This is a genomic window from Prolixibacter denitrificans (genome assembly GCF_003014495.1).
Lineage (GTDB): Bacteria > Bacteroidota > Bacteroidia > Bacteroidales > Prolixibacteraceae > Prolixibacter > Prolixibacter denitrificans.
The window spans coordinates 574,948-589,438 of the sequence record NZ_PYGC01000002.1; the positions used below are offsets into that span (position 1 = coordinate 574,948).

General features: G+C 46.3%; 14 protein-coding genes. 6 read left to right on the top strand and 8 right to left on the bottom strand.

The genetic code is table 11. The features are described from left to right. Window positions 1–2: 2 nt before the first annotated feature. The gene (locus tag CLV93_RS06100) at window positions 3–578 is read right to left on the bottom strand and encodes a helix-turn-helix domain-containing protein (RefSeq protein ID WP_106541276.1); all 576 of its coding nucleotides are present in this window, start codon (window positions 576–578) and stop codon (window positions 3–5) included. 308 nt (window positions 579–886) lie between these two features. Between CLV93_RS06100 and dprA the strand changes: the two genes are divergently transcribed. Both dprA and CLV93_RS06110 read left to right on the top strand, forming a co-directional pair. After that, window positions 887–1,996 carry a DNA-processing protein DprA gene (gene dprA, locus CLV93_RS06105; protein WP_106541277.1) on the top strand — a complete coding sequence of 370 codons (1,110 nt, stop codon included), beginning with the start codon at window positions 887–889 and terminating at the stop codon, window positions 1,994–1,996. 375 nt (window positions 1,997–2,371) lie between these two features. Then, window positions 2,372–3,688, top strand: coding sequence for a DEAD/DEAH box helicase (locus tag CLV93_RS06110; RefSeq protein WP_106541278.1), 1,317 nt, complete (start codon window positions 2,372–2,374; stop codon window positions 3,686–3,688). Between the two features lie 20 nt (window positions 3,689–3,708). On the opposite strand, the gene CLV93_RS06115 is transcribed toward CLV93_RS06110, so the two are convergent. The 7 genes from CLV93_RS06115 to CLV93_RS06145 all read right to left on the bottom strand — a co-directional run bounded on the left by CLV93_RS06115 (window position 3,709) and on the right by CLV93_RS06145 (window position 9,705). Beyond that, a complete protein-coding gene (locus tag CLV93_RS06115) occupies window positions 3,709–4,272 on the bottom strand; it encodes a manganese efflux pump MntP (protein ID WP_106541279.1) in 564 nt (187 codons plus the stop codon). Between the two features lie 133 nt (window positions 4,273–4,405). Further along, window positions 4,406–6,043, bottom strand: coding sequence for a chaperonin GroEL (gene groL, locus CLV93_RS06120; RefSeq protein WP_106541280.1), 1,638 nt, complete (start codon window positions 6,041–6,043; stop codon window positions 4,406–4,408). A gap of 41 nt (window positions 6,044–6,084) precedes the next feature. Beyond that, complete coding sequence (locus tag CLV93_RS06125; protein ID WP_106541281.1) at window positions 6,085–6,363, bottom strand: co-chaperone GroES; 279 nt, start codon at window positions 6,361–6,363, stop codon at window positions 6,085–6,087. Between the two features lie 292 nt (window positions 6,364–6,655). Beyond that, window positions 6,656–6,970 (bottom strand): preprotein translocase subunit SecG, encoded by a 315-nt coding sequence (secG, locus tag CLV93_RS06130; RefSeq protein WP_246187198.1) that lies wholly within the window; start codon window positions 6,968–6,970, stop codon window positions 6,656–6,658. A gap of 51 nt (window positions 6,971–7,021) precedes the next feature. After that, window positions 7,022–7,915 (bottom strand): hypothetical protein, encoded by an 894-nt coding sequence (locus tag CLV93_RS06135; protein ID WP_106541283.1) that lies wholly within the window; start codon window positions 7,913–7,915, stop codon window positions 7,022–7,024. A gap of 12 nt (window positions 7,916–7,927) precedes the next feature. Next, a complete protein-coding gene (locus tag CLV93_RS06140; protein ID WP_170108876.1) occupies window positions 7,928–8,458 on the bottom strand; it encodes an LptE family protein in 531 nt (176 codons plus the stop codon). Between the two features lie 8 nt (window positions 8,459–8,466). Then, complete coding sequence (locus CLV93_RS06145; RefSeq protein WP_106541285.1) at window positions 8,467–9,705, bottom strand: sigma-54 interaction domain-containing protein; 1,239 nt, start codon at window positions 9,703–9,705, stop codon at window positions 8,467–8,469. 183 nt (window positions 9,706–9,888) lie between these two features. Here CLV93_RS06145 and kdsB point away from each other — a divergent pair, with 183 nt between their 5' ends. From kdsB to CLV93_RS06165, 4 genes are all read left to right on the top strand, one after another. Further along, entirely contained in the window at window positions 9,889–10,665 is a 777-nt protein-coding gene (gene kdsB, locus CLV93_RS06150) for a 3-deoxy-manno-octulosonate cytidylyltransferase (protein ID WP_106541286.1), read from the top strand. Window positions 10,666–10,704: 39 nt separating this feature from the next. After that, complete coding sequence (locus CLV93_RS06155) at window positions 10,705–12,714, top strand: alpha amylase C-terminal domain-containing protein (protein WP_106541287.1); 2,010 nt, start codon at window positions 10,705–10,707, stop codon at window positions 12,712–12,714. Between the two features lie 99 nt (window positions 12,715–12,813). Continuing rightward, complete coding sequence (locus CLV93_RS06160; protein WP_106541288.1) at window positions 12,814–13,011, top strand: CDGSH iron-sulfur domain-containing protein; 198 nt, start codon at window positions 12,814–12,816, stop codon at window positions 13,009–13,011. 110 nt (window positions 13,012–13,121) lie between these two features. After that, a complete protein-coding gene (locus CLV93_RS06165) occupies window positions 13,122–14,486 on the top strand; it encodes an LVIVD repeat-containing protein (RefSeq protein ID WP_106541289.1) in 1,365 nt (454 codons plus the stop codon). The last annotated feature ends 5 nt before the right edge of the window (window positions 14,487–14,491 follow it).

Genomic DNA, 14,491 nt, shown 5'->3' on the forward strand with positions numbered 1-14,491 from the left:
TTTTAGTAAGGTGCATAAACAACGGCAAGAATGGTGGCGGGCTTATCGGCGTGGGTGTGGATGTGATGCTCCACAACCGAATCGTAATAAATGCTGTCGCCAACTGCCAGCTTGTGGTTTTCTTTTCCGTAGGTCACTTCAATCTCACCTTCCAAAACGTAAATGAATTCCTCGCCCTCGTGCGACGATAGCAAATAATCCTTCCGCTCCGATGGTTTAATCTGCACAATAAGCGGCTCCATGTGCCGGCCCGATTTGTCACTGGCCAGTGCATGAAAATCAAGATTGACCCGTGCTTCGCTGTTTTTATTCGAGAAACTGGCACTCGGTTTATTAACACCCTTGCGGGAAATAACCGGTCCAAGTTGATCTGCATCGTCAAGGAAAGTACCCAAACGAACTCCCAGTACCCTGGAAATTTTAATGAGATGTCCCAGGGAAGGAATGACCGCATCCTCTTCAATTTTTGTCAAAACTTCGAGTGTAAACTGGCACCGGTCGGCCAGCTCTTCCCTCGAAATGTCTTTCAACTGTCGGATATTACTGATGCGTTCTCCGACACTTTTTCCTTTGGTCATATGCTTTTGATTTTTTTGGTTTCGGAAGTAAGCCGAATTAACACGTTGTATTCTGTCAGTAGTTAAGACAGCTTAATTCAGCGCGAAAAGTTAAAGGAATTTGTGGTAGATTGACGGTATTTTCGCCATTAAAGAGCTTGATTTTGTTAATTTATATTGATTTTAATCATGTTATGTTTAACCAGTTAGCGTCGAAATGACTGCCTGTTACTGCACGAATGGGCTTTCTCCGCTTTTGATTGTTTATGAGCTGAGAGATCTGAATTACGGGCGATTTTAGTAACTTATGGTATCATTTTTTCCGAACCATGACTGACGACCGGCTATATCAAATTGGCATCTCTTTAATTCCTCTCGTGGGATGTATCACGGCTCGAAATCTGGTGGCTTACGCCGGAGGTATCGGGGAAGTATTTCATACTTCCGAGAAGGAGCTGCGTGAAATTCCGGGAATCGGTACAGTGTTGGCCCGCAATATTGCCAAAAGCGATGTGTTGAAGCGGGCCGAAAAGGAGTTGAAATTCATCGAGAAGAATCAAATCCGGCCGCTCTTTTATCTCGATAAGGAATATCCCGAACGGTTAAAAGCCTGCAGCGATGCACCGGTGATGTTGTATGTGAAAGGTGAACCTGATTTGAATGCAACGAAAATCATTAGTGTTGTGGGAACGCGCAGTGCCACGGATTACGGCTACCAGATGGTGGATGAGTTGCTGGGCGATTTGGGTAACCGCAATTACCAGGTGATGGTCGTAAGTGGTCTGGCGTATGGCATCGATATCCGGGCGCACCGGGGAGCATTGAAAAATGGGTTGCCTACTGTTGGTGTACTGGCCCATGGTCTCGACAAGTTGTATCCTCAGCTGCATGCCGGAACAGCGCGCGAAATGGTGAACCACCAGGGAGGATTGGTGACCGATTTTGTGAGTGGTTCGTCCATCGACCGGAAGCATTTTATTCGTCGTAACCGGATTATTGCCGGACTGGCCGACGCCACGCTGGTAGTAGAGTCGGCGCACAAGGGGGGTGCTTTGGTGACGGCCGAAATAGCCAATTCCTATAACCGTGATGTGTTTGCTTTTCCCGGCAGGAAAGGTGACGCGTTTTCCGAAGGGTGTAACTTTCTCATCAAATCGAACCGGGCCGCGCTTATCGAATCGGTAGCTGATTTGGAATACATCATGAACTGGGAGCCCGCAAAGGGCAGACCCGATGCCGTTCAGCCGCGCCTGTTTTCCGATTTATCGGAAGATGAAAAAGTGGTGATTACCATTCTGGAGGAAGAGGGGCCGCTGGCCATCGATATCCTCTGTATCAAAAGTGGTATGCCGATGAACAAAGTATCTCCCTTATTACTCAATCTGGAATTCGCCGGCCTGGTGAAAGGACTTCCCGGTAAGGTATTTAAGCTGTTGTAAGTTGGATGTTGATTACGGTTGCACTTGGTTTTCCGGTAGGACTACAAAATGTAGCTACTCCCGGCGAACTGTCGACAGCCAACTACAAACTGTAATTGTTTCCTGCGTTGTCTCGGGCAGTAACTACAAATTGTAGTTTCCCCCCGCATCGCTTCGGCAACGAACTACAAAATGTAGTTTGCTCCCGTGTCCGGACAAGAGCCATCTGCCGTTTGCAGAAGTTTCCTGTAAGAAAAAAAACGTCGTTACATATGGCGATTGCCCTTTTTCCGCTGGCAATATCATCAAATCAGTTCTTCTTGTTAAAGGAGGAACAATGTGTTGAAGCAATTCGTTGGGAAAGTGTATTTTTGCAGGCAAACGAATACCAGTATAATGAAGACTTTTCAGGAATTAGGTGTAGGAAAATCGATTTTGAAGGCGTTGGATGAGATTGGCTTCGAGGAGCCGACTCCGATTCAGGAGAAAGCTATTCCTGCCATCAAATCGGGACAGGACGTGTTGGGGATTGCCCAAACCGGAACCGGAAAGACGGCGGCTTACCTGATTCCATTGTTCATGAAGCTGGTGAAGGCGGAAGGAAACGATCCGCGCGCTATCGTTTTGGTTCCAACGCGGGAGCTGTCGCTGCAGGTTGGCGAAGATATCGAGGAACTGACGAGTTATTCCAATATCCGGTATGCTGCTGTTTACGGAGGCGTGGGCTGGACGAAACATGCTGCTTTGGTGGAACCGGGAATCGATATTCTGGTAGCGACACCCGGGCGGTTGTGGGATTTGTACAAAGCCGGTGTGGTTTCATTTAAGAAAGTGAAAACACTGGTGATTGATGAGGCTGACCGAATGCTGGATATGGGCTTTATTCATCAGTTGCATCAATTGTTTGAGGTAATTCCGCCCAAGCGGCAAAACCTGCTTTTTTCGGCTACTTTTTCCGGAAAGGTGGAGAAAATGAGTGATGAATTCCTCGATTTCCCGGTGCGTGTGGAAGTAGCGCCATCGGCGACACCGGCCGAAAAGGTGGAGCAGTATTTTTACAATGTTCCCAACTACCGCAGTAAACTTAACCTGATTCATTACCTGTTGCGGGATGAAGAGAAATTCAACCGCGTGCTTATTTTCTGCCGTACAAAAGAGAATGCCGAAGGAGTTTACAAAGTCATCAAGCGGAAGACGGAAGGCGAAGTGCGCATTTTGCATTCGAACAAAGGACAGGTTACGCGCATCAATGCGATTAACGCGTTTAAGAAAGGTGAAGTCAGGGTGCTGATTTCGACGGATGTTTCGGCGCGGGGAATTGACGTGTCACGCATCAGCCACGTGATTAACTTTGATTTGCCGCCCAACGATGAAGATTACGTCCACCGGATTGGACGAACAGCCCGTGCCAGTTACGAAGGTGAGGCCATTTCGTTGGTGAATCCGGCCGAGATTTATCATTTGGAACGCATTGAAAAACTTATCCGGATGGAGATTCCGGAAAAAAGTGTTCCGGAAGATGTGGAGTTGGTGGAATCGACCCGGCGGGAGTTGCAGGAACAGGCACGCGAAATTGACCGGGTGAAGCGGGTTAATGACCCCGATTACAAGGGGGCTTTTCATGAAAAGAAAAGGCGGGCCAAGAAGAATAATTTCGATTTCAATTCGAAGAGTAAACACTTGCGTGGAAAAAAGAAGCCGCGCCGGAGATAATGTCTTGTGCCGTAAGGCGATTACGAAAAGAGGTGCTCCAGCAGGATTTTGAATCCGATGGCGAGCAGAACAATTCCTCCAAGAAGTTCCATCCGTTTACCGAAGCGGTTGCCGACATTCTTCCCAATCCGGATACCCAACATGGAGAAAAAGAAGGTGACGCCGCCGATGATGATAGCTCCCTCAAAAAGGTCGCCGGGAGAAGCTAACGCATATGAAAAGCCCACAATCAGCGCATCGATGCTGGTGGCAATGGAAAGGGTGAGGATGTTGCCCCATGAGTATACGTTGGCCATTCCTTCGGTGTTTTCTTTATCGAGACTTTCGAAAATCATTTTCCCACCCAGATAGGATAAAAGTGCGAAGGCAATCCAGTGATCGATGTGTTCCACAAAATCTTTGATTTCGGAACCCACAAACCATCCCAGCAATGGTAGCAATCCCTGGAAAAAAGCTAATGACAAAGCGATTTTGACTGCATGTTGGAAGGAGATTTTTCGCTCGGCCAGACCACAACTAATGGAAACAGCAAACGAGTCCATGGAGAGGCCCAGAGCGAGAATCGAAACGGTCAGTAAATCCATGCAAAAGATTTTGAACGAAGATAGAAAAACCGCGGGAATCGGGCAAAATCGAGCAAGAATAAAGCCGCCCGGATTTTCCGGACGGCTTGTTCAAAACCAATAAAAGGTTGTTATATATTGTTTGATGTATCGATTACATCATTCCGGGCATACCTCCGCCCATTCCTCCGCCTGCCGGCATTGGAGGATTGTCCTCTTTCTCTTCAACGAGAACACACTCGGTGGTCAGGAACATACCTGCGATAGATGCAGCATTTTCAAGAGCAACACGGGTTACTTTAGCTGGGTCGATAACGCCTGATTCGAACAGGTTCTGGTATTCACCTACGCGGGCGTTGTAACCAAAGTCGTCTTTGCCTTCCATTACTTTGTGGACGATAACAGCACCTTCCAGTCCAGCGTTGGCTACAATCTGACGCATCGGCTCTTCGATGGCACGTTTCACGATTTCGATACCGGTGGTTTCGTCTTCGTTGTCACCTTCAAGGTTTTTCAGTTCGTTGGTAGCACGAATGTACGCTACACCACCTCCGGGTACGATACCTTCTTCAACAGCGGCACGGGTGGCACTCAGTGCATCGTCAACGCGGTCTTTCTTCTCTTTCATTTCCACTTCCGAAGGAGCACCAACATACAGTACAGCAACACCACCTGACAATTTAGCCAGACGCTCCTGCAGTTTTTCGCGGTCGTAATCGGAAGTCGTTGATTCGATCTGGTTTTTAATCTGAGCTACACGGGCTGCAATGTTGGAACCTTCGCCTGAACCATTCACGATAGTGGTATTCTCTTTGTCAACGGTAATCTTTTCAGCCTGTCCCAACATTTCCAGAGAGGTGTCTTCCAGTTTCATACCTTTTTCTTCGGTAATCACGGTTCCACCGGTCAGTACAGCAATGTCTTCCAGCATTTCTTTCCGGCGGTCGCCGAATCCGGGAGCTTTTACAGCACATACTTTCAGTCCGGCACGCAGACGGTTAACTACCAGGGTTGCCAATGCTTCACCGTCGATGTCTTCAGAGATAATCATCAACGGACGACCGGACTGGTGAGTAGCTTCCAGGATCGGAACCAGGTCTTTCATGGTTGAGATCTTCTTGTCGTGAATCAGGATGAACGGATTCTCCAGTTCAGCTGACATTTTCTCGGTGTCGGTTACAAAGTAAGGAGAGATGTAACCACGGTCGAACTGCATACCTTCCACTACTTCAACGTAGGTTTCGGTACCTTTGGCTTCTTCTACCGTGATAACGCCTTCTTTGTGAACTTTCTCCATTGCCTCGGCAATCAGTTTACCGATTTCGAAATCGTTGTTAGCCGAAATGCGGGCAACCTGCTCGATTTTGCTGTAGTCGTCACCAACCGTTTTTGACTGATCTTTGATGCTTTGAACAACTTTGGCAACTGCTTTGTCGATTCCGCGTTTCAAATCCATCGGGTTTGCACCGGCAGTTACGTTTTTCAGTCCAACATTGATGATTGACTGCGCCAGTACAGTTGCAGTGGTTGTACCGTCACCGGCATCGTCACCTGTTTTGGAAGCTACTTCTTTAACAAGCTGTGCGCCCATGTTGGCATATGCATCCGACAGTTCGATTTCTTTGGCAACAGTTACACCGTCCTTGGTTACCTGAGGTGCACCAAATTTCTTGTCAATAATAACGTTGCGTCCTTTAGGGCCCAGCGTTACCTTTACTGCATCGGCAAGTTGATCGACGCCTTGTTTCAGCAACTCGCGTGCTTCGATTTCAAATTTGATCTCTTTAGCCATGTTATTTTTTCATTTTAATTTTTGTACAATCGGTCTTTTCACTATGCGATGTAAAGAACATCTGACTGAGAAATCAACAGGTAGTTTTCATCGTCGATCTGAAGCTCAGTGCCTGAATATTTACCATAGAATACAGTGTCCCCAACTTTTACCTCCATGGGTTCGTCTTTTTTATCCGCTCCCACTTTCACGACCGTTCCCAGTTGTGGTTTTTCTTTGGCTGAGTCAGGGATGATGATCCCTCCGGCGGTCTTCTCCACAGCCTCCTGTGGCTGTACCAGAATCTTGCCGGCAAGTATTCTACCTTTCAGTTCTGTCATCTTGTATTGTATTTTTCGTTAGACAATAGTTATTTCATTGACACCCGCTATTCATCATATTACGTGCCAAAGCGGGTACAGGCCTGTTACAGGCTGTATTCAGGACAAAAAATCATTTGGATGTGGACGACTGGGAAAAGTTGTTTTTGTAATTTAAATAAAATCAAGTAGATACGATTTTATCTTGTTGTCAGTTGGGGCTGACAAGCTGACATTTGATTGGTTTTGGAAATGTCAGACATAAAAAAAGCCCACCGTTTGGTGAGCTTTCTCTAATTCTATCAGGGTAATATTATTGACCGTTGCTTTGTTGCGTTGTATTGTCTGAATCCCCTTGTTGAGGTGCTGCCTGCGGGAAAGTAGGCAATTCAGTCGGGTCTGCCGCATTTTCAATCTGCTTTTCAATAGCCGAACGCTGCTGTTGTCCCTGGCGCGGAATAAAAGCCGAAGCAGAAACAGACAGAATCAGGAGTGCACCAGCCAGGTACCAGGTCGCTTTCTCGAGAAAGTCGGTGGTTTTACGAACACCCATTACTTGATTTGAGCCTGAGAAAGTTGAAGTCAGACCTCCACCTTTCGAGTTCTGTACCAGCACAATCAAAATCATGAGGATACAGATTATGAAAATTAAAACGGTTATCAGTGTATACATATCGGGTTATCTATTTAGCAGTTTCCTGACATCTTCAATTTGCCGAGCAAAGTAAATACTTTTTTCGGGATATTTCAAACTTAATTTTTGAAAAGCTTTGATGGCTTTTTCGTAGTATCCCTGCTTTACGTAGATGTGTGCAAGGGTCTCAGTCATAAATTCGTCCGTTTCTTCCGCGCTTCGCTCCGAGATATCTTCCTGCTGACCGTCTCCCTTCTTTGCCGGCGAGATAGTGGGTTTAGTTTCCAGAAATTTGTCAATCAGGTTATCTTTCGCTTCTTCTTTCTCCGGCTTGTTGTCCTTCTTCGCGTTACGATTAATCGATTTACTCAGATCTGACAATCCTTTGATGCTGGTTACATCTTCATCGAGCTGATAAAAAGATGGTTCCATAACGTCAAAGTCAAGCAGATCGAATGACTTTTGCGGCGGTTTTTGTGCAACACCCTCTTCGTCATCTGTCGTATTTGAATGATCGTCTACCGGAGATTCTTTTTCCGGATGTGCGTGTGTTACATCCTCTGCCAGTTCGAAGAAGCCTTCATCCTCTTCCGTTGCCGTCCCGGTTTTCTCTTCTTCAGGAGACGTGGCAACTGATTGCGGCGGCATTTCTATGTCGGCCGTTTCCTGCTTCGGTTCATAGACCTCGGCTTCATGGCGGGCTTTGGGATGCAACAGAAAATAGAGCATCGACCGGTCGGTGACGTTGGCGGCCGCTACTTTTAACTGGTTCGTAAACCGAAAGCTTTTTTCGTTGAGTAGGTTGCGGGCATAGAGCATATGAGCCGTCTGGAAAAACGGGAATTCATCCAGGATTTCCTTCAGTTCGCCCAGCGACTTCTCATTTAACTGAGTCGGTTCGTCCAGGTATCGCATCATTTGCTCTCTGTTCATCGACATAACTACTCGTTTTTACCAGTTCGCTACCGAGCGGTTGAAAATATCATCTACCAACTGTTCGGTGATGTCTTGTACAGCTGCATCTTCCACGTCGCTCAGGTTTCTCGTACTATCCCAATCATAATAGGCCGAGAAGGTTGAATTGAAATCCTGTTCGTGATCCTTGTTGTTCACGAACTTCACTTTTACCGTCACTGTTAACCGGTTTTGGGATGCAACATCGCGGCCATCGTTACTTTGCTGAATTGATAGCGGCCGGATATCGTAGCCGGTAATTTCACCACTGAATTCCAGGTCGCCCTGACTATTGTTCAGAGTCAGACTGGTTTGGTTGACAAATTTATCCTTCAGACCTTCTGTAAAGGTATTACTCAACGTTGGATTGACTACTCTCGCCCGGTTTGGAAAATAATCAACAAAAACCGTTTTCACGTTCGGTGCAATCGATGCTCCGGTGAATGTATAACTTATGGTGCATCCTGTTACCACTAAAATGGAAACAAGCAGCGTTGTTAACAGGAATTTTCCTGAATGCTTTGGCATAATCGTCATTAGCTGATGTTGTATTCTTTTATTTTCCGGTAGAGGGTTCGTTCCGATATGCCCAATTCGGCAGCGGCCAGTTTCCTTTTCCCGTTATGTTTTTCCAGTGCTTTCTGTATCAGTTCAATTTCTTTCTCTTCCAATGATAACGATTCTTCAACAAACTCTTCTGTGTCCTCAATCTGATGATGATCATTACTTGGCGGAGCAGACGGAACAGGGGAACCATAGTTACTGGGTTCCGGCTGGAACTCCCCGTCAGAACTCTGATAGAGTTTCCGGATGATTTGCGCATTGTCCTCGTGTACGTGAGGCGTATGCCCATCTTCCAGCAAGTCGTGGACCAGTTTCTTCAAATCGGTCACGTCCCTTTTCATCTCGAAGAGAATTTTATACAGAATCTCTCTTTCCGAGTGAAATGTTTTTTCGTCCACCGATGAATAGATCGCCGGCAGCGAACCTCCGCTATCATCGGGAATATAATTCCTCAGGGTATTGGCGTCAATCTGGCGCTCCTGCTCGATGATTGAAATTTGCTCGGTGATATTTTTCAGTTGGCGCACGTTTCCGGGCCACCGGTAACTTAGCAATACACGTTGTGCGTCTTCCGACAACCTGACGGGCGGCATATGGTAACGTTCGGCAAAGTCGAGGGCAAATTTGCGGAACAGCAACAGGGCATCTTCACCACGGTCGCGCAACGAAAGCACGTGAATCGGGACCGTATTCAGCCGGTAGTACAAATCTTCCCTGAACTTTCCTTCCCGAATAGCTGTCGGCAGATCGACGTTTGTTGCTGCTACCACGCGGACATCGGTTTTGATCACCTTCGACGAACCTACCCGGATGAATTCGCCGGCTTCGAGTACCCTGAGCAAGCGGACCTGCGTTGAAAGTGGCAACTCGCCAATCTCGTCTAAAAAGATGGTTCCGCCGTCGGCTACTTCAAAATATCCCTTCCGGTCGGACAAAGCTCCTGTAAAGGCACCTTTTTCGTGACCAAAAAGCTCCGAATCGATGGTACCTTCGGGGATGGCACCACAGTTGACAGCAATATATTTTCCGTGTTTTCGATGCGAATAGTTATGAATAATCTGCGGGAACGCCTCTTTACCGGCACCACTCTCCCCGGATATCAGAACCGATAGGTCGGTGGGAGCAACCTGCACAGCTACTTCAATGGCCCGGTTTAACCCCAGAGCATTACCAATAATGCCGAAACGTTGTTTTATTTCCTGAATATCCATCTTCCCGTTTTAATATTGGATTACAAATTTATAATTAATCCCCAAAATATCGGAACGATAGCCAAGGTTACTTGTTCTATCTGAACAGAGGAAATTTACTTTACCTTAACTCACGAAAAAACACACATGCTTATTTTTATCTTTAACTTCGATTTAGTAACAATATTTAGCTTAAAGTCGTAAATGGACAATTCGAATCAGAAGAAGATAATCGGAATTATTCCGTCCCGTTATGCTTCCAGCAGATTTCCGGGGAAACCGCTGGCTGACATTGCGGGAAAATCAATGATACAACGCGTATATGAAACTGCCGCCAGCGTTTTCGATGATGTGTGGGTCGCAACAGACGACCAGCGCATATTTGACGCAGTGGAGGCGTTTGGAGGAAAGGCGGTAATGACGTCAGAAGAGCACCGCAGCGGAACGGATCGTTGCTCGGAAGCGGTGAAGAATGTGAGTGAATCAACTGGCAAAAGCTTTGATGTGGTCGTAAATATTCAGGGCGATGAGCCATTTATTAAACCCAGCCAGTTAAATAAAGTCGCTGCTTTGTTTGACGAAGAGGAGACACAGATTGGCACGTTGGTGCAGCCGATTACCAAAAGCGAAGATATTTTCAATCCGAATATACCCAAAGTGGTACTGGCCGAAAACGGCGATGCCATATATTTCAGTCGTTCGCCAATTCCTTTTGCCCGAAATATCGAGCAGGATAAATGGATTAATCATCACACATTCTTCGGTCACATTGGTTTGTATGCGTATCGTACCGAAGTTTTACATGAATTAACTGGTTTGCGGGAAGGACGCTTGGAGAAGATGGAATCGTTGGAGCAACTTCGCTGGCTTGAGCATAGTTATCGTATCCGCACCCAGGAAACCAATTACGACAGTTTTGGTATCGATACCCCGGAAGATTTAGAAAAAGTACTGGCTGAAGGAATAGAAAAATACTTGTAGTTCGAAGTTCCTTACAGAGAATAGTTAAAAATCATCATCATGGACAGAATCCCGATTGTACAAAACGACCCCTGGCTCGAACCTTTCGAGGGGACGTTTATCGAGTGGAAAGAACTTTCTGAACAAAAAGAAAGAGAGTTAACCGGAGGTAGATCTTTGGTCGATTTTGCCGAAGGCCATCACTACTTCGGGTTATTCCGTGATGAGAAAGGATGGGTGTTACGCGAGTGGGCGCCCAATGCGACCCGCATCTTTCTAATCGGAGCATTTAATGATTGGAAGGAACTGCCGGAATTCGAACTGCAATCTATTGGAGAAGGGAACTGGGAGCTAAGATTGACGCCGGACGCATTGAAACATGGCGACCTGTTCGCGCTTTCGGTTTACTGGGAAGGAGGACAGGGGAAGCGAATTCCTGCCTGGACCCGTTGGGCGGTTCAAGATCCGGATTCGTTGATTTTTAATGCGAAAGTCTGGATGCCCGAAAATCCTTACGAATGGAAGAATGATTTTTCCGGTTTAACCGAAGCTCCGCTAATTTACGAATCGCACGTGGGAATGGCAGGTGAAGAGCCGCGGATTCACACGTATGACGAGTTTCGTAAGAATATGCTACCTCGAATAAAGAAGGCGGGTTATAACACGATTCAGTTGATGGCGGTTCCTGAACATCCTTACTATGGAAGCTTTGGCTATCATGTGTCTAGTTTCTTTGCGCCGTCTTCGAGGTTTGGTACGCCGGACGAGCTGAAAGCATTAATTGATGAAGCGCATAGAATGGGAATGGCGGTTATTATGGATCTGGTGCATTCGCATGCGGTGAAAAACGAGGTGGAAGGCTTGGGCCGTTACGATGGCACGCGATACCAGTTTTTTCATGAAGGTGGAAGAGGGGAACATCCTGCCTGGGATTCGTATTGCTTTAACTATGGTAAGCCCGAAGTGCTTCATTTTCTATTCTCGAATATCAAGTACTGGCTGGATGAGTTCCGGTTCGATGGTTTCCGGTTCGACGGTGTGACCAGCATGCTCTATTTTGATCATGGTCTGGGTAAAGCATTTTCTTCTTATACCGATTATTTTACGCCCAATATCGATTACGAGGCGATTGTTTATTTTAAGTTGGCGAATAAACTCATTCACCAAATCAAGCCGAATGCTATTTCTATTGCCGAAGAAGTGAGTGGAATGCCCGGACTGGCTTCACCGCAGGAAGACGGTGGACTCGGTTTCGATTTTCGTATGGCGATGGGTGTCCCCGATTTCTGGATTAAAATTATTAAAGAGCTGAAAGATGAGGAGTGGGATGTCGGCCGGATTTTTTACGAGCTGACAGCGCATCGTCAGGACGAAAAAGTGGTAAGCTATGCCGAGAGCCATGACCAGGCATTGGTAGGTGACAAAACGATCATCTTCCGGTTGATTGATAAGGAGATGTATTTCAGCATGCGAAAAGACCAACCCAATCTGACCGTGGAACGCGGAATCGCGCTTCATAAGATGCTCCGGTTGGCAACAGCTTCGTGTGCCGGTGGCGCCTATCTTAATTTCATGGGAAATGAATTCGGGCACCCTGAATGGATTGATTTTCCACGCGAAGGGAATGGCTGGTCGTATCAACATGCTAGGAGAATATGGAGTATTGCTGAAGACCCCGAATTACGGTACCACTGGCTGCTCGATTTCGACCGGGATATGATTCACATTCTCAGGGAAGAAAGGCTGCTCGAGAATCCGGAAGTACGTTGGATTACCGACAATAAGGCCGATCAAATACTGGCCTTTCAGCGCGGTGATTTACTGTTTGTCTTTAATTTCAACCCCGACAAATCATTTGAAGGATACGGAATACAGATGGACCCGTCGAAATTCAGGGTAATCCTTAGCACAGATGCTCATCCTTATGGCGGACAAAACCGGATTGATCAGGATATCATTTATTACACGCTGCCGGTTTCTAAGTTGAGTTCTAACCATTATCTGAGGTTGTATTTGCCTGCACGTACCGCAGTTGTGCTGAAAAAAGAGTCGTACAAACGGATTCGATGACAGGGTAAAGCTTACGTTTTTTAATCAAACTTTTGATATGCCTGTGCTGTTTGATTAATAAGTAAATGAAGTGCGAATCTTTTATAAAACCGACTATTTATGGTATCAGAAATCAAAACCACCAAAGTGACTTTCACGGAAAACGGACCGATCATGATCGAAGGACCTGTTACGATGGAAGGTCAGTATGGCAATAAGGCCACAGAAACCAAAACCATTTTTCTTTGCCGTTGCGGAGGCTCTTCCAATAAGCCGTTCTGTGATGGCACCCACAAGAAAATCGACTTCAAAGGTTAGTTTACTTTATTGATTTATAGAAAATTGTTGCTTTCCTATATACCAAAATCAGGGAGAATTTCGTTATTCTTCTTAGGAATGATCTAATTATTAACCAAAAGTAACCCCTTATGAGTAGACCTAGTCTTAGAAGTCTTTGGGTCCTTGGAATTATTATTGCTCTTTTTGCCCTGGTGTTGGCATCATGTTCCAAGGACGACGGCAAATCGCCGTTTGATAGTAACACCGATGAAGACATAACCGTTGTTAACGATGACGCGGCTTTTACTTCAAGGGTAACGACAATGGATGAAGTGGTCAACGTGGCTTCATCTTCGCTGAAGTCGGCTTCTGTGGTCCCTTCGAATAGTTATACATTGAAGTTGGTGGCTCATGTCGATCCACCTCTGGCTGATCAGGGGAAATCGGATAAGTTGAGTGCATCTTTCGTTCAAGTGGTTGGCGATAAGGCTTATGTAACCTATCACCGGCAGGATGATATTGTGAAGGGAGCATTCGAGGTAATTGACATGTCGGCTCCCAAGCATCCTAAAATTTCATCTCAGCTAACGTACGGAAACGTGGAATTCAATGCCTTGAATGTCGATGATCAAACCTATTCCGATCCGGATGCGGGCACAGTAACCCGTTGTTGGCTGGCCTGCGATGATCATAAAGATGGTGCGGTTCTTCGGGAAATTTACCTGGAAGCTAATGGAGATATTTATTATCCTACCGGGAAAAATAAAAACAAGATTATTCAACGCGATAAGGTGTTGGATGCTCCGTCTTCCAATGCGGTTTTCCGACATGGTGACTATCTCTATTTTGCTGCCGGCGGTGAAGAGAAGACCATCACGAATAGTAAAGGTGAAACGATTACTCTGAACACCGGTATTACGAAGATTGCCCTGAGTGATTTCTCGACAGCGGCAAGAGTGCGCTTCTCTTACGCAAAGTATGCGGTTTATGCTGCCAATGTAGATAAAGTGGTAGGTTTTGAAGGTGTTGCCGATGCTAAACTGCACGTGTTAGCACCCGACCTTTCATCGGACGACGTGATGAATATCGGTAACTACTACTATCCCGGTAATTCGAATAACCCGGGTACCTCCGATAATCATACAACTCCCGATTATCAAGGGAAATCGACGATTACCGTAGACGGTAACCTGGTATTCGTTTCGTTGGGAGCTGTTGGTTTGAAGGCTTTCGATTTGACGGCTGGTCAAACCGATCCGACTCCGGTGTACCAGTACTTGTTAACCGATCAGAATGTTGGAAATGTGAATGCGGTAACGCTGTTCAATGGTGATATCATGATTGCCAACGGAGCTGACGGTTTGGTTGTCGCCAGTATTCCTGCGCAGGGAACTGATTTGGAAATCTTAGGAAGTTACAACCCGGAAGGTTCGGTGAACTATGTTGCCGGAACGAATGACTACATTATTTTGGCAGCCGGAACAGGAGGTTTGTATATCCTGAAGAAAGTTTGATCAAA

Coding starts and splice junctions, on each gene's coding strand:
- secG (WP_246187198.1), bottom strand. CDS start 6,970: ATGATTTTGATTGTGCTGGTACAGAACTCGAAAGGTGGAGGTCTGACT.
- CLV93_RS06125 (WP_106541281.1), bottom strand. CDS start 6,363: ATGACAGAACTGAAAGGTAGAATACTTGCCGGCAAGATTCTGGTACAG.
- CLV93_RS06145 (WP_106541285.1), bottom strand. CDS start 9,705: ATGGATATTCAGGAAATAAAACAACGTTTCGGCATTATTGGTAATGCT.
- CLV93_RS06155 (WP_106541287.1), top strand. CDS start 10,705: ATGGACAGAATCCCGATTGTACAAAACGACCCCTGGCTCGAACCTTTC.
- CLV93_RS06110 (WP_106541278.1), top strand. CDS start 2,372: ATGAAGACTTTTCAGGAATTAGGTGTAGGAAAATCGATTTTGAAGGCG.
- CLV93_RS06140 (WP_170108876.1), bottom strand. CDS start 8,458: ATGCCAAAGCATTCAGGAAAATTCCTGTTAACAACGCTGCTTGTTTCC.
- CLV93_RS06135 (WP_106541283.1), bottom strand. CDS start 7,915: ATGTCGATGAACAGAGAGCAAATGATGCGATACCTGGACGAACCGACT.
- CLV93_RS06100 (WP_106541276.1), bottom strand. CDS start 578: ATGACCAAAGGAAAAAGTGTCGGAGAACGCATCAGTAATATCCGACAG.
- CLV93_RS06160 (WP_106541288.1), top strand. CDS start 12,814: ATGGTATCAGAAATCAAAACCACCAAAGTGACTTTCACGGAAAACGGA.
- kdsB (WP_106541286.1), top strand. CDS start 9,889: ATGGACAATTCGAATCAGAAGAAGATAATCGGAATTATTCCGTCCCGT.
- CLV93_RS06165 (WP_106541289.1), top strand. CDS start 13,122: ATGAGTAGACCTAGTCTTAGAAGTCTTTGGGTCCTTGGAATTATTATT.
- groL (WP_106541280.1), bottom strand. CDS start 6,043: ATGGCTAAAGAGATCAAATTTGAAATCGAAGCACGCGAGTTGCTGAAA.
- dprA (WP_106541277.1), top strand. CDS start 887: ATGACTGACGACCGGCTATATCAAATTGGCATCTCTTTAATTCCTCTC.
- CLV93_RS06115 (WP_106541279.1), bottom strand. CDS start 4,272: ATGGATTTACTGACCGTTTCGATTCTCGCTCTGGGCCTCTCCATGGAC.